Genomic DNA, 21,910 nt, shown 5'->3' on the forward strand with positions numbered 1-21,910 from the left:
AACCTCATCCTAAGCTCGATGAATTATGATTGTGTCCCCATATTCGTAGAAATTTATTATTTGACACATAACCATTATCAATTTAACCATTTATGCCACTCTGTCAAGTACTTTTTTGACAACCGGTGACATCTCACGCCAGCCCGAAATCCGCCGCATAACAATCTGACCGCTGGCAAAAAGACCATAAAGTAGTACTAACACCGCCTCTTCAGAGGGAAGTAAAGCCTGAGTCTTTACCCGACGTCTGAATTCACCATAAATCCGCTCAATAATATTCGTGCTCCGTAAACTCTTCCATTGTTCTTTAGGATAATTAAAGAAAGTTAATAACTCAGTCTGCGCCTCTAAGAGACTTTTGACCACGCCCGGACATTGCTTCTGCCAACGTTTCTCAAAACGGCTCCAAGCAACTAAAGCCTCTTCTCGATTACCCGCATAAATAATTGCGTGATAATCTTCCTTAATCGCCTCCTGGGTATGCTTTGGAGCATGGGCAAGCAGATTCCGAAGTTTATGAACCACACAGCGCTGTACTTCAATCTTTGGCCAAATAGCTTCCACCGCCGCACGCAATCCTTGATTCCCATCAATAATAACTAACTGAGGACGAACTAACCCACGACCATCCAATTCCGCTAATACACCCTCCCAGGCGTTAGTTGATTCTGCACCCATTAACCATAAACCCAACAAAACTTTTTCACCATCTTCCTTTATGCCAACCGCAGCTAAAACCGGCACTCTGACAACGCGACCACCAGCACAAATCGTCACGCCAAAACCATCCAGATAAAAATAGGCAATAATTTCATCCTGTAATGGACGCTTTTGCCAGGCTTCAAATTGTTCTTTTAACCGACCGACTAACCGACTGATTGTGCTTTTTGATAAAGGCGTGCCTTTTAACAGAGGTCGCAGCGCCTTCATAATACGACGGGTATTGGCACCACAGAGATAGAGACCTAAAATTGCATCATCAACGGTCTTGGTCCGACGCTGATAGCGAGGAAGAATTTGGCCACGCCACTCAATGGTTGACCCTGCTTCAGCAAAAAGCCTTCCCCGAGGAAGCGATAAAGTAGTTTTACCCAAAGAAGTAGAAATTTGTCGGGATTCATAGCCATGACGATACCCCTGACGGCCTTCGGCACGCTGATAAAAACCAACCCCCAAAGCGACCTCAAGCTCTTCATTTACAATCCGCTCAATAACAATACGTACTTCCCGACGAATAGCCTCGGTAAGCGGACCTTCCTCAAAGATAACCGTTCCTTTATCAAATTTCATATACTATGCTCCTTTCACTCTAATTATAGCCATTTAAATTTCCACGACAAGTGGGACACAACCTGAATTATTGCTTTAATTATGATCCTTCTTTTAATCCTGAAGGAATTTGTGGGATAGGAATTTCTTTTTTTGATAACAGATAACATCGATTCTCTGCATTTTTTGTCCGAGTTTCACTTCCTGAGACCCTGGGAATTTATATCATGGTAAAAAAATGACTGTCAAGTTTTGGGAAAAAAGGAAAGGATGAGAAAAGAGAAAGAAAACCTCTATAGACTATCCCCCTATGAAATGAGAAATTGCTGATTATGAGAAGACGCCTAAAATTTTTTTGATTCTGGATGGAGAACTGGAAGGCTTAATAAACTGGGCAGTATCTCTGGTAAGGGCAGTACTGACAGTTAAGCCAGTCTGGCTTAGGGTTATATATTCTGTTTCTTATTCCTTCCTCAACGTCTTTTACCTTCTCGAGTGCTTCCTCTACATCATCCTCATCTTTTTTTGCCCTTCCAATTATTCCCGATTCAACGAAAAATAGCTGAGTCTCATCTAATGGATGAGTATAAGTTTTTGTAAAAGCATATGCATAGAGCGAAAGCTGAAGATTCTCTTTTGCCTTTTTATCAGCAGTTTTTTCATCTTTAACTTCTGAGGATTTAAAGTCAATTATAACCGCTCCATTTTCTCTCAAATCCACCCTGTCATACCTTCCTGATAACTTTACAGTATCAATCTTTAGAGAAAACGTTTTCTCAATATAGACAGGAATGTATGGAGAATTTTCTTCAATTTCATAAAATTTCCTGAGGGCGCTTTTGCCTGCTTCATACCTCAACTCCTCATGTCTTCTATCAATAAAACCATCATTCACCCAATAATTTTTAAAGAAATTTAAAAGCTCATCCTGAGAAATTCTTTTTCCAATCATTTTTAAACGGAAATAATCATGAATTGCATTATGAATCGCTCTCCCAAAAACAATTGTGTGATGGGGAGGAATTGGGATCTTCAAAACATGAATAAACTTATACTTAAGAGGACATGTCAAATAATCATCTATCTGGTTAAAACTCAAAGGAAGTATTTCAGAGGTCTTTTCTTCTCCCACAACAGATTTGGAAACGGGTGAACTGTAATATATCTCTTCTTCAGGGGTAGATTTTTTCAATTCTGGAGGAAGTTTAGGCATATCGAGCGCTTCTAACACAAATAAAGAGACTTTCTTTTCTCTTTTTCCTCCGTAATCTCTTGCACAGGTAAGATAGAGTTCGTCCTTAGCTCTTGTCATTCCTACATAAAAAAGCCTTCTCTCTTCTTCATATTTATCCACAGGAGTGGGGATTTCCTCTTTAATCAATGCATCTGGTATTCGAATTGGCTCTTTTATTTCTCTTCCTGGAAATTTGTCCATTACAAGAGCCCCCAGAAAAACAACTTTAAATTCAAGCCCTTTAGCTTTATGCACTGTAAGAACATTGACTGCATCCTCATCAAGCTCTGCTTCAGCAGTAGGGGGGTTATCTCCCATTTCAATTAACAAATCAAGATAATCAGTAAAAGAAAAAAGAGAAGGATTCTCTGAACTTTCCCTGAAAGACCTCACTTTCTGAAAAAATTTACCGATATTTTTTATTTTAATCAGGCTTTCATGAAAATTCAGGCTCATCTTTTTCAAAAATTGAGTTTTTTCAACAAAAGAGAAAAGAATCGAATCAACTTTTTCTTTGAATGCAAGTTTTGTAAATTCATCTAAATCTTCGAGCATTTTCTTAATTGTAATCATTCCTTCCTCAGAGATTTCAATGTTTATTTCAGAATTCAAAATCTTTCGAAAAACCTGCTTTAATGGAATATTTTTCCTTTTTGCATAATTTGAGGTTTTGATTATATCTTCAGAATTCATCTGATATATATCTGAGCTTGCAAGATAGAATAAACTTACGTTGTCTTCAGGATTTGCAATCGATTTTAAAAAACTTATAAGAACTTTAACTTCATCCCTCGAATAAAGTCCTCTGCTTCCACTAAACCTGAACGGAATGCCTCTTCTTTCCAAAGCCTTAAGAAAGGGCTCGGCATCTGCATTTTTTCTTACAAGAATCGCTATCTCATGAAGTTCAACTCCTTCTTTTATTTTCTCTTCTATCATTTCAGCCACCCTCTCAGCTTCAGTATGAAAATTGTCAAATTGGACAAATTTAACCATTTTTCCATTTTTTTTATTTGCTATTATTCTCTTTAAAACTTCATATTTATATTCCAATCTGTTTGGGTTATTAAACTTTATAAGATTATATGCAGTATCCAGAATTGGCTGAGTAGAACGATAATTTCTTGTAAGAATGACTTTTTTTGCATCTGGATAAAAGGAAAGAAAGTTCAAAATATTTGTTATTGCTGCCCCCCTGAATCGATAGATGGCCTGATCGTCATCTCCTACTACTGTAAGGTTTCTATTTTTTTCTGAAATCATCCTGAGGAATTTAAATTGAATATAATTTGTGTCCTGAAATTCATCCACCAGGATGTATTTCCATCTTTCCTGAAGTTCGGCTAAAATCGAAGGTCTTTTTTCGAGCAATCTAACAAATAAATAAATCTGATCTTCAAAATCAATTTTCCCATTTTTCTCGAGAAGTTTTTTATACTCAATCCATATTTTAGCAACTTCTAACTGTTTCTCTGCCTCTTCAACCTCATCTTCCTCCCCACTTTCAGCCCTTAATTTCTGAGCATACCCTAAATACTCTTCAGGTGTAATATCTTCCTGTTTTGCCCTCTTTATGACTTCCAGGATGTCAAAGATATGCTTTGTTGGATTCCCAAGAGGTAAGAAGTATTTAATCGGAAGATTAAATAGATTCTCCCTGAAAAAAATTGCCTGCTCAATTTCATCCATAAGTTTAAAATTGGCCGGGAATCCTAACTCTAAAGAATACTCTTTCAACAAGGACTCTCCAAAAGAGTTAAATGTGCTGATATGAGCATAAGAATAACTATATGGAACAAGGATGTCCACTCTCTCTTCCATTTCATTTGCAGCTTTTTCTGTAAAAGTTAAAGCAAGAATCTCATCGGGTCTGCATTTTTTTGATGTAATGAGATAAGCAATTCGATGAGTTATTACTTTTGTCTTTCCAGTTCCTGCTCCTGCAATTATTATAAGAGGCCCTTCTCCGTGAGTAACCGCTTCTAATTGTTCTTCGTTTAATTCCTCAAGAAGTGGCTCTTCATTTATTTTTTCGCGGGCATGTTTGGTCATTTTTTTATAACAATTACCTTTTCGTCGGGTTTTACCATCCATAGCTTTTCACGGGCTATTTTTTCATAATACTCAGGGCATTCTTTAATCAACTTTAATTCTTTTTCAAGATTTTCTTTTTTTAAAGAAAGAGTTTTAATCTCTTCCTCCAATTTCCTATATTCCTTTTTTGCCTGATACAGATCATAGTAACCTCTGTTTCCAAAAAAAATTGTTATTATGATTATAAGAGCAATGTAAATTATCGAAATTATAATGCTTTTTTTCTTTATCTCTGAATTTTTAAAAACCAATTTTTCCCTTCATCTGTATTTTTTATAAGTTTATCACGATCAAAAAGCTATATCAATTTTTCCAACTACAAAACTTTACTTACTTCATTTTATTTAAAATGAGCGTACTATCTGAAAATTGAATTATCTGTTTGAATCTTTCTAAATTAATCTCTGCATTAGTAGCTTTGCCTGTTTTATTATCAAAGCATTGGATAGATCCGCCATTCTCATTCCAGAAACAAGCTATATTTTCTAAAAGTAAATATGAAGTCCAACCTTTTCTATTTATAAACCATCCTCCATCAGATAAATCAAATAAATTCCTGCCCAAAAATTTTAAAGAAGAAGAAGAGGAATCCACCATTGCCATTATTGTTGGCGCTATATCTATATGTCCACATATCTTTTCTATCACTCTATGGGAAAAATTCTTGGGAGAATAAATAATCAATGGGACATTATCTTTTATTATAACATCGAATGAGCTTGGCAAATCCCATCTTATAGATTTTTTATCAAATTCATCTTTTATTGTATGGAGCAATCTCCAGTTGTGGTCTCCGTATACGATAAGAACTGTGTTATCAAATAATTTTTTGTCTGAAAGTTCCCGAATAAATTCTCCTAAAGCAGAGTCAACAAAACTCACGAGTCTCAGATATTGATGAAAATAATCATCATCCTTCTCTGAAATCCAATCATTAACCTCATCGTATATTATCTCGGCGGTCATGGATGAATGGGAAGTAATGGTTATTATATAGGCTAAATATGGTTCGGGGAGAGAAAAAATAAACTCAAGGGATTTTTTAAGTAAAACTTTATCATCCACTACCCATCCTTTTTCAGAGAAATCTTCTTTTCCATAAAATTTATCAAACCCTAATTTTGGAAAAACATACCCCCGGTTCCAGAAGCTTTTATTATTAGCATGCATTGCAACTGAAGTATAACCATATCTTTTCAATTCATGGAGCATCGAGCACCAATTATTGTTTTCGTATGCAAAAATTATCGCCATGTCATCTTTTGGATAAATAGAACATAAGGAGGAAATTTCTGCATCTGAGGTGCCTCCTGCACCTGTATGAGAAAAAAAATATGGAAAATATATTCCTTCTGAAATGATTTTATTGATGTTCGGTGTAATTTCACGACCGTTGAAATTTTTTCCGATTACAAAATTCCCTATCGATTCTAATTGAACGACGATAAAATTTGGCTTTTTTAATTTAAACGATTCTTTGCCATCATTCCATCTCTTTTTATTAGAATTAAAACTTTCATGAATCCAAGATGGATAAGAAACTGTTTCTGCTTCTTTTCTCATCTTATATTCCTTCAGATATTTAGCGATATGGTTAACCACTTCACTGAAATAGAAAGATGGTAAAGTTGTTGTTCCTCCTCTATCCAGGATTATCAATAAACCTCCTGTGTGAACTTTAGACCAGTTAAAATATATCAATCCCGAAGAAATCAGAATGATTATCAAAATTGCAACAAGAGAATATTTTTTTATAAAAAATACAAAGTCAATCTTTTTTAATACTGGCAAGTATTTATAAAATAAATAAATAATCGGAAAAAAGAAAATATCCATCGCAAAAAATAGATCTTTTTTAGCGAGCAATTTGATTGCTCCGCCAATTGTCTCTTTTTCAAAAGCCATAAAAGCCATTTTAAAAACATTGAAAGATATTAGATTATGGTAGACCCGGAAATAAACCAAATTCGCTATCATTAATATGGATAAAATAACGTTTATAGTAACTATAAATATAAGAATTGAGAGATTTCGTTTAAATAAAAATCGAGCAAATACAATAATCAGTAATATTATCGCTATTCCCTCTAAAAGCACTCCTAATGGAAATCTTTTTTGAAATTCGAGAGAAAAAATTAAAAATTTAACAAGTAAAGCAATAAGATAAATAATACCCATAATTTTTAAAAATAAATCATTAATACAGCGTCATGTCAATACTGATCACTAAATTTTTAGGATAATCCGCTCATTTTCTTACAACTTTTTCAACTCTTCCAGAAGAATGGTCATAAATTACATAGGGCAAACTCTCCGAATTATAAACTATATTTTTATCTATTTTCATAGTATAGCCTTCGGGAATCTTATTAAAATACTTTTTTCCATCAGGCTTATCCCAGTAAACAGAGACATTTTTGTTGCGCCAGGGGAGATTCTCAAGGCTAAAATAATCCCATTTTATCGGCAGAGGACTTAACTCAATCCGACCATCAACCAAAGGAACAAATCCACATAATTGCTGTATTATAATATCCAGCCACCATGAATGCATGTAATCTTTAAATTTACTCAATGGTTTGCCTGTCAGAGGATTATAACGTTCATAAAAATCAATCTGAGGAGAAAAAAGGACTTTAACGCTGCAATCGATTAATTCCACAGCTTTAATTCCCATTTCTGGATTGAATACTTTGACTGCTTTGCTGAATGCTTCCAAAACATGGCAGGTAGTGGCTGGCCAAGAAGGTCCTCTCCAGAAAGAATTCGCATCAAAATAGAGTTCATCACGGCTTACACTCGGCACCGGGTATCTTAACCAGAATTTATTTGAATCGATTAAATGATCAAATATTTTGAAATGATGTTTATCCGCAAGACCTGCAAAAAATGGGTAAAATCCTACTGGAGTTTTAACCCTTGCCATTTTACTATTTTTCTCATCCCCATCATAAAAAAAGTTATCCTTCTCATCCCACATCTTTTCGATGACATTTTTTCTTGTAAGTTCTGCCAGAGATTCCCAATATTTACTTTCTTCATCCTTCTTCAATAAGCTAGATATTTCTCTCAAAGCTGTTAAATCTCTAAATAGATAAGAAGTGGCGTCAACTGCTTCAAGCGGCATTAACCCTGAAAATTCACTTTTAAAAGCTCTCGGTGAATCATCCATTCCTGTTTCAAGCATATCTTCTATGATAAATAAACCATCATTATCTCTATCACGATTTTTAATCCACCATTTTATGTTTTTTGAAAAAGCCGGATATGTATCTTCAAGAAAAGATACATCTCCATGAACCTTAAAATGATCTAAAGCTTCCGAAACTAAAAAAGAATTCCCAGAAGCAGATTTATGATGAAGAGGAACATCATTTGTATCCATCGTTGTGTACCAGGGAAACCTTCCATCTTCATACTGGCAGATAACCATATTTTTAATGGGACCTTCTGCCCATGAAGGATCTCTCGACCATATTAAATCTTTTGCTATAAATGGAGCACTGTAAGCACAATAAATTTGGTAAGCACTTCTTCCCTCAAGGACAACTGGATACTTATAGAAGCCATGGCCTCCTCGGACTGAACTGAATTTCAAAAGATACCATCGAAAGTACCATAGATCAGTATAATTATGGTCCGGACACCTGAATTTAGGAATATCATTTTGAAAAAATTTATTCCATGCTTGTTCATTTTCTTTCAAAGGATCAGGAATTGAAAAAAATTTCTTAATTTGTTTAATTGCTTTAGATTGGTCAGGGTCAACAGACATTCCAGCGATGACAGTTTTTTCTTCACCTGGGTTCAAAATTAAATTATAACGCATTGAATAGAAGCCCTCATCACCAAAATCAACTTTATCTGGCTTCACGTCTCTGACTACAATTATTTGATAGAAAGAAGAGAAAATTGTGGGATAAACATTAGGATTGTTGATCGAGATTATCCCTTCATCCTTAAGATATTCCTGAACACAGGGTTTATCAGGTCGAGAACCACGAAAATTTATTGCTCCCCTACAACTTCCGTTGATGTTAAGCTGATATTCGATAAATTTCGTGCTTCTATTTTTGAAATGGAAAACCACTCCTATTACATCATCTTCTGTAACGAATACATCACGGTATTGTTCCAGTTCTACCATACCAGTATCATGATTATAGTGTTCATCCTGAATCGGCTTTATCCTCACATGATCTGGATACCAGGCTATAACTTTTCCCTCAAGCGGACTGAACATTTCACCAAGATTAAAATTTACATAATAAATTCTGTAAGGCTCACCAACAAATACAGCGATGTTATTTCCATGGCCTGCCGATGACCTGTCTGATCTTGCTCCCAAATAGGCTGTTATGTTATTGGAGGTCAATAATTCCTCTTTAGTTTGCCCGAAAAGAAACAGAATACTTATAAAGAATAATAACAATGCTAGAATAATCTTGCGCATGAAAAATAAGCTCAAATTTACCATACTAAAAGATATATATCAATTTATAAATAGAAATATATATTAAAATGGTTTATAATAATACATAAAGAAGGAAAGAATGATAAAGAAAGCAGTATTTCCAGCAGCTGGATTGGGCACAAGATTCCTTCCAGCCACAAAAGCACAACCAAAGGAGATGCTTCCCATTGTTGATAAACCATTAATTCAATATGGAATTGAAGAGGCTTTAAATTCAGATATTAGAAACATAATAATCGTAACAGGAAGGGGAAAAAATGCCATCGAGAATCATTTTGATGTAAATAAAGAACTGGAAATGATCTTAGAAGAAAGAAAAGAAATAGACCTTCTTGAAGAAGTAAAAAGAATTTCAGAATTAATCGATATATTCTATGTCAGACAGAAAGAGCCTTTAGGTTTGGGTCATGCAGTTCTAATCACTGAAGAAATAGTTGAAGATGACGCTTTTGGAGTTATTTTAGGCGATGATATCATAGAGTCAAAAATACCGTGTATAAGACAATTAATAGATGTGTTCAATCAGAAAAAATCCTCAATAGTTGCTTTACAAAGAATTAAACCTGAAGAAACAAAGAGTTATGGAATCATCAAAGGAAAAGAAATAGGAAATGGCCTTTATGAAATAGAAGATTTAGTTGAAAAACCTCTCCCAAAAAATGCCCCTTCAAACCTTGCAATTATAGGAAGATACATATTGACAAAAAATATATTTCCTGCATTAAGGAAAACAACTCCAGGAATGAAAGGTGAGATTCAATTGACTGACGGAATAAAAAATCTATTGGAAGTTGAAAAAGTATATGGATATATCTTTGAAGGAAAAAGATATGATGCAGGTGATAAATTGGGTTTTATAAAGGCTACGATTGAAATTGCATTAAATAGAGAGGATATCGGTAATCAATTAAAAGAATATCTCTTAAATCTTGTATTAAATGAACAAAAAATATGAAATTTTTTTTACAACCGCTGATATAGGATTGAAGGTCAGGGGAAAATCGATAGAGGAACTATTTAAAAATGCAGCAGAAGGAATGTTTTCTATCATGAGAAAAAATTTAAAGAATAGAAGTAACAGTATTAAAAGAAAAATTGATGTTAAATCTTATGAATGGGAAAGCTTATTGGCTGAATGGCTGAATGAACTTCTATTTCTTTATGATTCAAAAAAAGTGATATTCACTAATTTTAAAATTAATGAAATTCTTCCGTACCGTATCAAAGCAGAGATTAATGGATATAAAGCGAATAAGGAAGACATTTTAAGAGAAATTAAGGCTGTGACTTTGCATAATTTAAAAATAATAAAGGAAAAAAATATCTGGAAAACAGAAATAATTTTTGACATATAAAAAGTGATAAAAATGAAAAAAAATCTTATAAAAATAAATGACTATAAATGGGTTATACCCAAAGAAACAAACCCATTGATGAAAGTGCCTGGGGTCATATTTGCTTCTGAAGAGCTCGTTCAAAAAGCTCTTGAGGATCAATCCCTTGTTCAGGTAATAAATGCTGCATCCCTTCCTGGCATAGTAAAAGCTTCTATTGCAATGCCTGATATTCATTTTGGATATGGGCTTCCGATCGGAGGCGTGGTGGCCACTGACTGGGAAAATGGAGTTATCTCCCCTGGCGGAGTTGGGTTTGACATAAACTGTGGGGTAAGATTGATAAGAACCAACTTTTTTTTAAAAGATATAAAAGATAAAGAAAGAGCCATAGTAGATACGCTATACCAAAAAATTCCTACTGGTGTTGGTTCTAGGGGTGCTTTAAAGCTTTCATTCAATGAATTAAAGGAAGTTCTAAAGAAAGGTGCAAAATGGGCAGTGGAAAGGGGTTACGGAGATAAAGAAGATCTTAATTCTACTGAATCTTTAGGAACTCTTGAGGGAGCAGACCCTGAAAAAGTTAGCTCTAAAGCTCTGGATAGAGGAAAGGATCAGCTTGGAACTTTAGGCTCAGGCAATCATTTCCTGGAGGTTCAATATGTTGAAGAAATCTACGACCCTCACATAGCTAAAATTTTAGGACTTGAAAAAGATTTAATCACAGTGATGATTCATACAGGGTCAAGAGGACTCGGACATCAAATTGCAACCGACTATCTGGCGATACTCGGAGGAGCTTTAAAAAAATGGGGAATCAATGTTCCTGACAGACAGCTTGCCTGCGCTCCTATCCAATCTAAAGAAGGAATGAATTACATTGAGGCCATGAAAGGAGCTGCCAATTTTGCATGGGCAAACAGGCAGATTATAATGCACTGGGCTGAGGAAGCGTTGCTAAGAGCATTGAACATTTCAAGGCCATCCCTTGGAATGAAATTAATTTATGATATTGCTCACAACATTGTAAAAAAAGAAGAGCACATCGTTGAAGGAAAAAAGATGACAGTTGCAGTCCATCGCAAAGGTGCTACAAGAGCTTTCCCTCCATTTCACCCTGAGGTTCCAATAATTTACAGAGAAATTGGCCAGCCGGTTATAATTCCAGGAGATATGGGAAGATATTCCTATTTACTCGTTGGCGAAGAAAAGGCTATGGAAGAAAGTTTCGGTTCCTCATGTCATGGCGCAGGAAGAGTTCTTTCAAGGCATCAGGCTATGAAGAGAGCTCAGGGAAGATCCATCTCAAAAGAATTAGAACAGGATGGAATTCTTGTCAGAGCTTCTGACAGAGAAACGCTTGTTGAAGAAATGTCAGAAGCTTATAAAGATGTTTCCCTGGTTGTGGAATCAATAGAAAAAGCCTCGATCTCAAAAAAAGTAGTCAGAATGCGACCCATAACAGTCATCAAAGGCTAAAGGGAAAATTCTCCAGGGATTTTTGGGAATAATTTTGTCTCCTCAATTCTCTCAATTCCACAGATATACCTTGTAAGCCTTTCTATTCCGATCCCAAAACCAGCTGAAGGATATAATCCCTTTTTTGCAATCTCCAGGTAAAAAGAAAAATACGATAGATCAATATTTTTTCTTTGTATTCTTTTTAAAATTTTTTCATATTCAAATTCCCTTTCTCCCCCTGAGAGTGCCTCTCCGTAGCCTTCAGGAAAGATTAGATCCATATCGACTAAATACCCTGGCTGAGATTTATCTTCTCTATCGTAAAACTCTCTTATCTCGATTGGAAAATCTATAAGCCATACAGGCTCACCAAGCTCTCTTGATAATAAATCTTCATAATTCTTTTGGTATTTCTGATATACATCTTTAAATTTTACTTTTCCAAAAGGAGTTTTTGGGATTTTTAATTTTCTTCTAAAAAAATCAAGTTCTTTTTTGGAGGATTCTTTCACAGATTTAATTATATGAACTAAAAGTCTCTCTCCCAGAGAAAGAATTTCTTCTCTTCTTGCATTTCTTACCTCCAAATCCAGCTGGGTAAATTCAAAAAGATGTTTACCTGAGTCCTTTTTCTCCTCTGGTTCAATTCTCAAGTTTGGTGAAAATGTAAACATTTTTTCTAATGAGAGAAGGGAAATCTGCTTATGAAATATCATGCTCTTTGTGATCTGATATGGATATCCATAAAGAGAAAAAGATATTTTTACATTTGGATCAGCTAAAGGATCAGTTATAGGAGAAATAATAACTGGAAAAATCTCGATAAACCCCTCTTTCCTTAAAAACTCTCCAGCACTTCTTATGATCTCACTCTGTACCTTAACGGCATTTTTTATTTTTTCAGAGCTCAAAAACTCATATATTTTATCTGTCTTTTCTTTAATTTTTTCTTCTTTCATTATTGTAAAACCTCCTGGAATAAGATTTTTTCTTTAAAATGAAAAGATTAAGAAAAAGCTGTAGCTGTCCCCTTTAAAAGGGGACATTATTGTTGGTGAGATTATTTATGGAAGGATTGTTATCTAAATTTAAACATTCTCCATCACAATTATATTTCACAGAGTTATACTACAAAAATAAACAGGACAAGTCAAATGTTAAACATTTATATTTAATTTAATTTGAATAAAAATTGAATCTCATTTGTAGTAGTATATGGGAGAGATGGAAGAAGACTCTAATATGATAAGCAAAGTCCTAAAAGGAAACAAAGAAGAATATGGACTATTGGTTAAAAAATATATGAAAAAAGCCTATTTTATAGCTTTGGGAATTGTCAAAGACCCTGATGAAGCTCTGGATCTTTCCCAAGAAGCTTTCGTCAAAGCATTTAAGAATCTCAAGAATTTTGATGTGAGAAAACCTTTTTTCCCATGGTTTTATAAGATATTAAAAAATTTGTGTCTTAATTTTTCCAATAAAAAAAGGAGAGGCCAAAAGGCTCTAACAGAAATATTTAAACTCCAATCTCATGAAAAAGAAAAAGATTCTTCTATTAAAAAATCTTTACTCCAAGCGGTAGAGGAACTCCCCTTTGAAGAAAAAGAAATTATAATGCTGAGGTATTTTCAAGGGCTTTCTTATGAAGAAATCTCAGAAATTCTTGAGTGTCCGATAGGAACAGTTATGTCTCGATTATATTATGCTAAGAAAAAATTAAAAGAAAAAATGAAAGGTTTTTAAAATGGAAGAACATCACGACTATAAAATTTTATTGATGAAGTATCTTGATAATGAATTGTCTGAAGAAGAAAGAGAAAATTTCCAGAATCATATAAAGTACTGTCAGGAATGTGAAAAGGAATTAAATGAATTTAAAAAATTAAAGGAGGTGATGAAAAGTATGAGATATTTGGAACCTCAAGATGAAGTATGGGAAAGGTATTGGACATCAATTTATAACCGATTAGAGAGAGGAATTGGCTGGATTCTTTTATCCATTGGCTCAATTATACTCCTTCTTTACGGAGCTTTTAAATTAATTGAGGATCTCATAAAAGACCCTACTATAGCTCTTTTGGTTAAAATAGGAGCTATCACTTTTTTAGCAGGCGCGGTTATACTTTTCGTTTCAGCATTAAGGGAGAGAATTTTTGTCTGGAAAAGGGATAAATACAGGGAGGTGAAAAGATGATAATTACTACAGCTGATGCTATCCCAGGAAAAAGAATCGTAAAAGTTTTAGGCCTTGTAAAAGGCAATACAGTAAGAGCAAGGCACATTGGAAGGGATATGATGGCTCTTTTTAGAAATATCATAGGAGGCGAAATAACAGAATACACAAAGCTTTTAGCTGAATCTCGAGAGCAGTCTATTGATCGAATGACAGAGAAGGCTGAAGAATTAGGAGCAAACGCTATAGTTGGGTTTAGATTTATCACATCCTATCTTATGGGTGGAGCTGCTGAGCTATTAGCTTATGGAACAGCTGTTGTTACAGAAGAAGAGAGATAAAGAGAATTTTATTTTGAAGAAAAAAGAGATACTATGAAAAAATTCATTATTTGGATAATTATCCTTTTAGTTTTGATTCTATTCATGCTTCTAAGTGACTCAAATTAATATGCATCATCTCATATATTTTATAAGAGAGGTGAGTAATTTAATTCTCTGGACGATGATTTTTGGATAAACAATTATAAAAAGGGAGGGGTAAAATGAAAAGAAGTATTTTTTCTGTTGCGTTAATTATCTTTTTATCCTGCCTTATCTCAGGGCAGGAAATAATAGAGAAGGGGAAACTGAAAATTTATTTTCTTGGAGAGGAAGTTGGGTATGAGGATTACTCTCTTATAAAAAAAGATAGCGATTTTTATTTAGTATGTTCTGGCGAAATGAAAAAACCCATGTCCCTAAAAATAAATAGAATGGAAATTACATACGATAAAAATTATTTTCCAGTTAAATTTTTTCTCGATGCTTCAGTAAATAACATTCCTCAATTGATTAATTCAATATTTAAAGAAGGAAAAGCTATAAATGAAATCAAAATAAAAGAAGAATCCAGAATATTAGAGATCTCAGTAAAGCCAGGAACCCTTATTCTACCCAATGGAATCTTCTCGACGTATATAATTGCTTTAAAACGTTATGACTTTGAAAAAAGAGGGAAACAGGAATTTTCAGCCTTCATTCTGCCTCAACAGGAATTGACTTTTTCAATGGAATTAAAAGAAGTCCAGGAAATTGAATTGAAGAGAGGAAAAGTCTCTACAGAGCATTTCTCTGCAACCCTTGCAGGAGTTATAGCAGAAGATATCTGGGTCGATAAAGAAAGAAAATTGATTAAATTTTCAATTCCTTCCCAAGGAATCGAAATTTTCGGAGAAGAAATAAAGAAAGAGGAAGAAGTTGTATGGGAAAAGGATGGGAAAAGAGAAATCGAGAGGGGAAGATATGAAATATACATTCAGAATTCTAACATAGGATTCAGTGAGTTTGCTTTAAAAACCGATGGAAAAAATTATTTCCTTTTTGGAAGAAATAAAATAACTCTGGGAACTATCAGCCAGGATGCTGTTTCACATCAAGAATATGATGATAAATTGGAACCTATTCAGTACAACATTAAAGGGAAATGGAATGGAAAGCCTTTTGAGATAAAAGGAAATGCAGAGGGGAATAAAATAAAAACTTTTATGAGTGATGCAACAGCACTAAAAGATAAAGATTTTATAAAGGATGAAAAAACAATATTTTTGAATGACCTATCATTTTACGACTATCTGATATTTTTTAAAAAATTGGAAAAGTTAAATTTAAGAGAAAAAAAATTCTACGGAATAGTGAGACCAGCCTCTGATGTTTTAATATTGGAAACGTACAGAATTCCTGTAAATATATCATTTGTTGAAAAGGAAAATTCAGAGCTAAATGGAAAGACTATAACATTGGAGAGATACTTTTTAGATGTAGCTGGAGCTGAGGGATTGTATGCATGGAAATACGACGGTAAAATAATAAAATTCTTTTCTCCTTTTAAATATCAGGTAGCTTTTTTAAAAGGTTATGAAAACATAAAGACTATCGATATCCCAAAAAAAGAAGTCAAGGCAATAAATTACACTTCCGAAGATGTCATATTTCAATCTGGAAATTTAAAATTAGCAGGTTCTGTAACAATTCCAAAATATAAGGGTAAAAAATTCCCAGCGGTAGTTTTGGTATCAGGTTCTGGACCTCAGGACAGAAATGAAGATACCCCAGGAAAAGGAGGGTTGAAATTTGGCATTTTCAAGATTATTTCTCATTATTTAAGTGAAAAAGGAATAATTGTTCTCAGATATGATGATCGTGGCGTTGGAAAAAGTGAAGGAAATTTTGCCGATACAACTGACGAAGACTTTGTTTCTGATGCAGAATCAGCTGTTAAATACTTAAGATCAAGGGATGATGTTGACCCTGAGAAGATATTTCTCGTTGGCCATAGCGAAGGCGGGATAATTGCTCCTCGTGTAGCTTTGAATGACCAAAGGCTGGCAGGAATTGTATTAATGGCAGGGACTGCAACCCGGGGTTCTCAAGTCCTAATCGAACAAACAATACATCTCTTGAATTCAGCGGAACTAACACAAGATGAAATTAATAGAGCGATGGAAATTCAGGAAAAAGTTATAAAAGCTCTTTCAGGAGAAATAGATGAGAAAGAAGTGGAAGAGTATTTAGTTCCAATGAAGCCTCGAATGAAATGGATTAAGTCTTTTATAAATTATGATCCTTCTAAAACAATAAAGAAAGTAAAATGCCCAATTTTAATTCTAAATGGAGGAAAAGATATTCAGGTACTTTCTTACCATGCCAAAAAGCTTGAGGAAATCGCAAAAACCTCAGGCAATAAAAATGTAACTTTGAAGATATTCCCCAGTTTAAACCACCTTTTCATTAAGTCAAAATCCGGGAATGTCTCTGAATATGCTTTTCAATTGATGGAAAATAAGAATTTAAGCGAAGAATTTTTAGGCTATCTTGTTAGATGGATTAAAAGGCACACCAATAATTAGTAAGTCATACGCAACCTTGACACTCATTAGAGAATTCTTTTATTATTAAAAAGATGCCGAGATAGCTCAGTCGGTAGAGCGAGGGCCTGAAAAGCCCTGCGTCGGCGGTTCGATTCCGCCTCTCGGCATATAGTTTTTTCAATATTGATGAGCTTTTTCACATTCTTAATCCTTCATTACATTTCATCACCTTTAATTATTTTCATGGGCAGGTTTTTTTAACCCCTATAAATAGCTTAAACCCTTATCAATTCAAGTTAAACTCGCTATAAAGAATATCCAACATCGGCGTCAAGAGATTCTATCAAAAGGAAAAATTATAGGCTGATTTTGGGTAGATTTACTCTCATATAAAATTCAATCTCAAATAGAGATAATTAAAGACCAAAATACGGGAGAAAATTTATATGAGCGTTCGTGGCGCTATCAATTAAAATATAAGCTTAAGTTTAATTTTCTTATATATGTTTCCCCTCGGCCCCAAATTAATTATATTTACTTGTTTTTCTTCTTGTAATATTTCATATATTATTCTGAAATCACCAGTTCTAGAACTCCATAAACCGCCAAGATCTCCACTAAGAGGAGCTCCTGCTATGTAAGGATTTTCTTCTATTTTTTTGATTTCTTTATTTATTTGCTCTCTGATTTTTGGAGAGCTTCGGGAAGTATATTTTTCATAACTTTTTCTTGCTTGTTTATTTTCAAAGAAAATTCTATATTTATTCTTTTCTGATTTTCTCCCACTCAATTACCCCACCTTTCCTTGCACGATTCCAATTTTTTTTAATTTGTTTCAATAAGTTAGGGTTTTTTATAATTTCCGAAGTAATTATTTTTCCTTGTTCAATTTGTTCTTTAGATATAAAAGTTGCAATATTATCAGAAAACGCCACAGATGTTGTAGATATCGCTTCTTCTCCTTCTTTTTTCACATTCACCGCTTCCCAAACATTAGACAGTTGAGATATATCAAAATGTTTATTAATAAAAAATATTATTTCCTTTTCCAAGAGAAACGATGCATAATTTGAACTAAAAGATGCATTTAGTATATTGCTCATTTTATTCTCTCTTTCTTAAATTCTCAGGAACTATGGCATCTATAGCATTGGTTGAATGAACATAATAAATGGGATCGTTTGTATTTGGATGATATTTATTGGTTCTAACAACTTTTGTGATTATTGCCTTAAATTTGAGAATTGAGCCATCTTTGAGTTCATAAACATTCCAATTTTCTTCTTTTATTTTGAATTCTACTTCCTCTCCTTCTACCCACTCTGAACCTATTAAAACTTTGATTTTTCTCTCCATAATATCCTCCTTCCTTTTCTATAATTCATAACTTAGATTAAACAATAAGTCAAATTATAGTTTTTCATCTTTTATTAATTGCTTTTTTAAGCTCCCTTGCAACATCCTCATCTGTTAACTGCAAATACCTTTGAGTAGTGGATAAAGAGACATGACCTAATATCTTCCTTACGGCTTCAAGATTGACCCCTTTTTTAAGATATAGAGTGGCTGAGGTATGTCTTAGTGTATGAGGTGAAACATTTTTGTTTATCTTGGCTTTTTTTGCTATCCTGGAAATAATATATCCTGCTTCTCTTGAGCTAAGAGGAAAAAGATTATCTTCTGGGGATTTATCTTTAATATAATCTGCTAACCTTTCCAGAAGCTCATCTGACACTATAGGGACCCTTCTGTCCTTTTTCCCTTTTCCTTGATTGATTCTAAGGTAAAACTCTGAGCCTTCCTCTTCAATATCTTTAACTTTTAAATTCAAAGCTTCAGAAATCCTTAATCCTGCAGTCAATAAAAGTTTGATGAAAAGTCTGTCTCTTTCTGGATTCCTTGTCTTTAAAGAGGCAGATAAAAGAGCTGAAGCCTCTGATTCTGAAAGAACCTGAGGAAGTTTCAATTCGGCTTTAACTTTAGGTAATTCAATATGGATTCCTTTCCATTTAAGATATACTGAAAAAGATGTCAGTTTCCTCTGCTTGGTTCTATTGGTCCATCCTTTTCCATTCATTGAAGATAGCCATCTCTCAATTGATTCTCTCTCTATTCTTTTGGTGAAAGAAAAGAATTGTTTTAAATCATTAGTGAAAGCTCTGATTGTATGTTCTGATAATCCCCTTCCCTCAAGAAATTGCCTGAATTCTTCTATTTCTTTGTTTATGTTTTTCATTAAATCCACCTTTTTATATTCTTATATTGTTCCATATAAGAATAAATGTCAAGTAAAAATATCTGACACTATAAGAATGGAAATCAAGAAATAGCTTGATTCACAGGTAAAGGGAATATATGGGTTGACTCAAAATCTCTCGTCCTGGTGCAAATCAGAAGGCTTATTTAGTCTGTTTTAACTGATTCAAGCTAAATATATACCCAGGGTAGGGATTCAGGAGACCATAGGGAAGAGAACCCATAATATATGTTAACTCCCTAACAATAGGACAATAGCTCCCTGGATTAATATATAGATTTTGATTTTCTTTTTGCTAAATTTAGCGAATTTTGATTATTTAAATTTAGATAGAATATTCAAGCTCAAAGATAAAAGAAATATCCACAATGCTTTATATAAAATCTATTGATTTTATTAAATCTTCTGATAATTCAATAATTAATTTAACCTAAGTAAGGGAAAAGGGAAAAGATATATAAAAGAGAAACATTAACATTAATATAGATTATCTTTTCTTTTTATTTTTAAAGTATTTATTATAAAAAATGCTCTCCAATTCCTTTAACCTTCGCTCATAATATTTCTCTGCTTCCCTTATGATACTTTCGTTCTCCTCCTCTAATTCCCCCCATTCCCATTTATCCTCAAATGGATTGTATCTTAATATAGAATCTTTAGGAGCAGTCTCCCATCTATCTTCAAAAGCATTGTATTTAACCTTTCCGTCTTTTTCTTTCCATTCCCATTTATTCTTAAAGGGATTGTATGAAGTTATACTATCAGGCTTCTCGTAGCTCCATGTCCCTTCAAAAGCATTATATCTTAAGATTGCATTCTTTGTGGTGGTTTCCCATTTCCCTGTGAATGGATTGTATTTCTTTTCAGCATAAAGGTCTTGGGTGAAAAATACTACAAAAATTAAAAAACAAATGGCTAAAAATATCATAAATTTTTTCATCATATCTCCTATTTATATTCTTTACTATCTGATGTCAAGTAAAATGGTCAGAATAGCATCAAAAAACTTACCAGTATGGGGGTAGGTTGCGGTTTAGGAATGGGTATATCCCCTTTACTGCCCTCATAAGTATTTTACAAAACAAGACAATATGTTGCTGGTAGAATAAGGCGAAGAAAAAATGCGAGTAAAATGAGGAAGATAAATTTATAACTGGAAAAAGTCTGGGACAAATCTAATAAAACACTTATCCTCTTTTCTGGAAAAATCTTTGTATTCTTAGTTTATCTTTTTATAAGAATTAAAAATTTGCTTGTAATTTTTATGAGATAGATTCTAATTTGAAAATTTAAGATAGGTTTTATAAAATCTAAAATATGAGGACAAGATGAGAGTGAAATTCTTTCAGTTAGCTTTTTTGATTCTCATTTTTTTAATTTTTGGGAACTGTGTAAGAGCAAGGGTTGCTACTTACCCCGGATTTAAATATACTCCAACCCTTCCCGAAGAGGTCAATGTTTATTATTTTCCGCCACAAATGCCATTTATAATTATCGGGGAGGTAGTAGCTGAGGGAGCACCTGCTGCGTCTTGGGGAAGAGTTGAAAACATAATGAAACAGAAAGTCGCATCTATAGGTGGGGATGCTATTATTCTTATTGAAAGAAGGGAGACATTTGCTGGAACATATACCACACCTTCAAGTGGAAATGCCTTTGTATATGGAAATCAAATTTATTATACCTATCAACCAGGGACTACTATGGCGATGCGAAGGAAACATGTAATTGGCTTAGTAATAAAATGGAAGGGTTAGCCTCCTCAAGAAAAACTCAAAGAGTTAGAAAGAAAGTTGAAATGAAGATGTGGATAAAAATTTATTCGCTCTCCAAAGGTCTTGATAACTACAATCATTCCAGGGATAAGCTCTTTGCCTGTTATTGCTCTGAAATATTTTAAAAGTGCTCTCACACCACAACGGCAGAGTGCACCTTGAAGCTTCCTCTTGTATTTTTGAAAAATTAACCTTAAGTGCCTATAGATTGTATACGCTTTCATAAGTTCTTTATGTATTGTTTTCTTATATTTCAAGATTTAAAACTTCTCTCTATGTATGATGTATATATATATCATTGGGAAGGGGTTAATCTGTCTTGTTTTCTCATAAGTATTTTAAGAATATATATTTATTAAATTTCAATAAAGGTTTCCCCTGAATTGTCTACCCAGACTCGCCTTCTCATCTTTCCAATATAAAAAAACTATTCTAAACAAATAATTCAGGATATTTTCTTTTAACTGAATAAATTGTCTTTTCAGAAATACCCGATAAATTTGCTATTTCCCTTATATTTAATTGGTCATTTTTCACTTTAAGATATTGATTCCAGATTAATGATAATTTTTGTGAGATTGACAGATTCTTATCATAAATAATTTTTATGGGTATTTCAAAAGGGATATCTTCTCTATTTCCAGGTATTTTTATTTTAAATGTAAATTTTTGTGAAATGACTAGTCTAAATGTCTGGATTTCTTTCCTATAATTTCGTTTAAAATGACCATTGACTTCATCGAAAATCAGCTCTATTCCTTCATAAGGTATTTTTGTTTCTTCATATTCTTTTTGATATTTACAATTTACTAAACCTTCTTTCTCGAGTATTTTTTTTGAATAAAAAAAGGATGATCTCTTTAAATGCATATTCCGATGAATCTGGCCACTGATTCTGATTGAAACCGGCCACCTGTCGGAGCGAAGTGACGCTGAATTTTCATTATACCTCAGAGTGGCTGGATTGAGTCAAGGATGACTTTCTTTTCCT

Annotated in this window: 20 protein-coding genes and 1 tRNA gene; 9 read left to right on the forward strand and 12 right to left on the reverse strand. The window is 33.6% G+C overall.

The window, feature by feature from the left end:
- Window positions 1-90: 90 nt before the first annotated feature.
- The 5 genes from AB1410_02550 to AB1410_02570 form a co-directional block, all read right to left on the reverse strand.
- The gene (locus AB1410_02550) at window positions 91-1,290 is read right to left on the reverse strand and encodes an IS256 family transposase (GenBank protein ID MEW6455583.1); all 1,200 of its coding nucleotides are present in this window, start codon (window positions 1,288-1,290) and stop codon (window positions 91-93) included.
- A 361-nt stretch (window positions 1,291-1,651) separates the two neighbouring features.
- The gene (locus AB1410_02555; protein ID MEW6455584.1) at window positions 1,652-4,555 is read right to left on the reverse strand and encodes an ATP-dependent DNA helicase; all 2,904 of its coding nucleotides are present in this window, start codon (window positions 4,553-4,555) and stop codon (window positions 1,652-1,654) included.
- On the reverse strand, window positions 4,552-4,848 hold the full coding sequence (locus AB1410_02560; protein MEW6455585.1) for a septum formation initiator family protein: 297 nt from the start codon (window positions 4,846-4,848) through the stop codon (window positions 4,552-4,554). The genes AB1410_02555 and AB1410_02560 overlap by 4 nt, the downstream gene beginning before the upstream one ends.
- A gap of 79 nt (window positions 4,849-4,927) precedes the next feature.
- Complete coding sequence (locus AB1410_02565) at window positions 4,928-6,775, reverse strand: LTA synthase family protein (protein MEW6455586.1); 1,848 nt, start codon at window positions 6,773-6,775, stop codon at window positions 4,928-4,930.
- Between the two features lie 70 nt (window positions 6,776-6,845).
- Window positions 6,846-8,972, reverse strand: a complete 2,127-nt coding sequence (locus AB1410_02570) for a trehalase family glycosidase (protein MEW6455587.1) — start codon at window positions 8,970-8,972, stop codon at window positions 6,846-6,848.
- Between the two features lie 178 nt (window positions 8,973-9,150).
- On the opposite strand from AB1410_02570, the gene galU reads away from it, so the two are divergent.
- From galU to AB1410_02585, 3 genes are read left to right on the forward strand one after another with little or no spacing between them, the layout of a single operon-like run.
- A complete protein-coding gene (gene galU, locus AB1410_02575) occupies window positions 9,151-10,026 on the forward strand; it encodes a UTP--glucose-1-phosphate uridylyltransferase GalU (GenBank protein ID MEW6455588.1) in 876 nt (291 codons plus the stop codon).
- Window positions 10,010-10,426: an archease gene (locus AB1410_02580; GenBank protein MEW6455589.1), complete on the forward strand. Its 417-nt coding sequence runs from the start codon at window positions 10,010-10,012 to the stop codon at window positions 10,424-10,426. Before galU ends, AB1410_02580 begins: the two co-directional genes overlap by 17 nt.
- Window positions 10,427-10,438: 12 nt before the next feature.
- The gene (locus AB1410_02585; GenBank protein MEW6455590.1) at window positions 10,439-11,884 is read left to right on the forward strand and encodes an RtcB family protein; all 1,446 of its coding nucleotides are present in this window, start codon (window positions 10,439-10,441) and stop codon (window positions 11,882-11,884) included.
- Here the strand turns inward: AB1410_02585 and AB1410_02590 are convergent.
- Window positions 11,881-12,825, reverse strand: a complete 945-nt coding sequence (locus AB1410_02590) for an asparagine synthetase A (protein MEW6455591.1) — start codon at window positions 12,823-12,825, stop codon at window positions 11,881-11,883. The two genes, AB1410_02585 and AB1410_02590, sit on opposite strands and share 4 nt — an antisense overlap.
- A 265-nt stretch (window positions 12,826-13,090) precedes the next feature.
- Here AB1410_02590 and AB1410_02595 point away from each other — a divergent pair, with 265 nt between their 5' ends.
- The 5 genes from AB1410_02595 to AB1410_02615 all read left to right on the forward strand — a co-directional run bounded on the left by AB1410_02595 (window position 13,091) and on the right by AB1410_02615 (window position 17,054).
- A complete protein-coding gene (locus AB1410_02595) occupies window positions 13,091-13,609 on the forward strand; it encodes a sigma-70 family RNA polymerase sigma factor (protein ID MEW6455592.1) in 519 nt (172 codons plus the stop codon).
- 1 nt (window position 13,610) lies between these two features.
- The gene (locus tag AB1410_02600) at window positions 13,611-14,060 is read left to right on the forward strand and encodes a zf-HC2 domain-containing protein (GenBank protein MEW6455593.1); all 450 of its coding nucleotides are present in this window, start codon (window positions 13,611-13,613) and stop codon (window positions 14,058-14,060) included.
- Complete coding sequence (locus AB1410_02605; protein ID MEW6455594.1) at window positions 14,057-14,380, forward strand: YbjQ family protein; 324 nt, start codon at window positions 14,057-14,059, stop codon at window positions 14,378-14,380. Before AB1410_02600 ends, AB1410_02605 begins: the two co-directional genes overlap by 4 nt.
- Before the next feature lie 203 nt (window positions 14,381-14,583).
- On the forward strand, window positions 14,584-16,926 hold the full coding sequence (locus tag AB1410_02610; protein ID MEW6455595.1) for an alpha/beta fold hydrolase: 2,343 nt from the start codon (window positions 14,584-14,586) through the stop codon (window positions 16,924-16,926).
- 55 nt (window positions 16,927-16,981) lie between these two features.
- A tRNA-Phe gene (locus tag AB1410_02615) sits at window positions 16,982-17,054 on the forward strand.
- Window positions 17,055-17,356: 302 nt separating this feature from the next.
- Here the strand turns inward: AB1410_02615 and AB1410_02620 are convergent.
- The 5 genes from AB1410_02620 to AB1410_02640 form a co-directional block, all read right to left on the reverse strand.
- Window positions 17,357-17,677 carry a type II toxin-antitoxin system RelE/ParE family toxin gene (locus tag AB1410_02620; GenBank protein ID MEW6455596.1) on the reverse strand — a complete coding sequence of 107 codons (321 nt, stop codon included), beginning with the start codon at window positions 17,675-17,677 and terminating at the stop codon, window positions 17,357-17,359.
- The gene (locus tag AB1410_02625) at window positions 17,649-17,939 is read right to left on the reverse strand and encodes a hypothetical protein (GenBank protein ID MEW6455597.1); all 291 of its coding nucleotides are present in this window, start codon (window positions 17,937-17,939) and stop codon (window positions 17,649-17,651) included. Before AB1410_02625 ends, AB1410_02620 begins: the two co-directional genes overlap by 29 nt.
- 52 nt (window positions 17,940-17,991) lie before the next feature.
- Complete coding sequence (locus tag AB1410_02630; GenBank protein ID MEW6455598.1) at window positions 17,992-18,243, reverse strand: hypothetical protein; 252 nt, start codon at window positions 18,241-18,243, stop codon at window positions 17,992-17,994.
- 64 nt (window positions 18,244-18,307) lie between these two features.
- On the reverse strand, window positions 18,308-19,123 hold the full coding sequence (locus AB1410_02635) for a tyrosine-type recombinase/integrase (GenBank protein ID MEW6455599.1): 816 nt from the start codon (window positions 19,121-19,123) through the stop codon (window positions 18,308-18,310).
- A gap of 508 nt (window positions 19,124-19,631) precedes the next feature.
- On the reverse strand, window positions 19,632-20,084 hold the full coding sequence (locus AB1410_02640; GenBank protein MEW6455600.1) for a hypothetical protein: 453 nt from the start codon (window positions 20,082-20,084) through the stop codon (window positions 19,632-19,634).
- 388 nt (window positions 20,085-20,472) lie between these two features.
- Here AB1410_02640 and AB1410_02645 point away from each other — a divergent pair, with 388 nt between their 5' ends.
- Entirely contained in the window at window positions 20,473-20,901 is a 429-nt protein-coding gene (locus tag AB1410_02645) for a hypothetical protein (GenBank protein ID MEW6455601.1), read from the forward strand.
- 450 nt (window positions 20,902-21,351) lie between these two features.
- Here the strand turns inward: AB1410_02645 and AB1410_02650 are convergent, their stop codons facing one another.
- Complete coding sequence (locus AB1410_02650) at window positions 21,352-21,789, reverse strand: hypothetical protein (GenBank protein MEW6455602.1); 438 nt, start codon at window positions 21,787-21,789, stop codon at window positions 21,352-21,354.
- Window positions 21,790-21,910 lie beyond the last annotated feature (121 nt).

The organism is Acidobacteriota bacterium (assembly GCA_040756905.1).
In the GTDB taxonomy this organism is placed as follows: domain Bacteria; phylum Acidobacteriota; class Aminicenantia; order JBFLYD01; family JBFLYD01; genus JBFLYD01.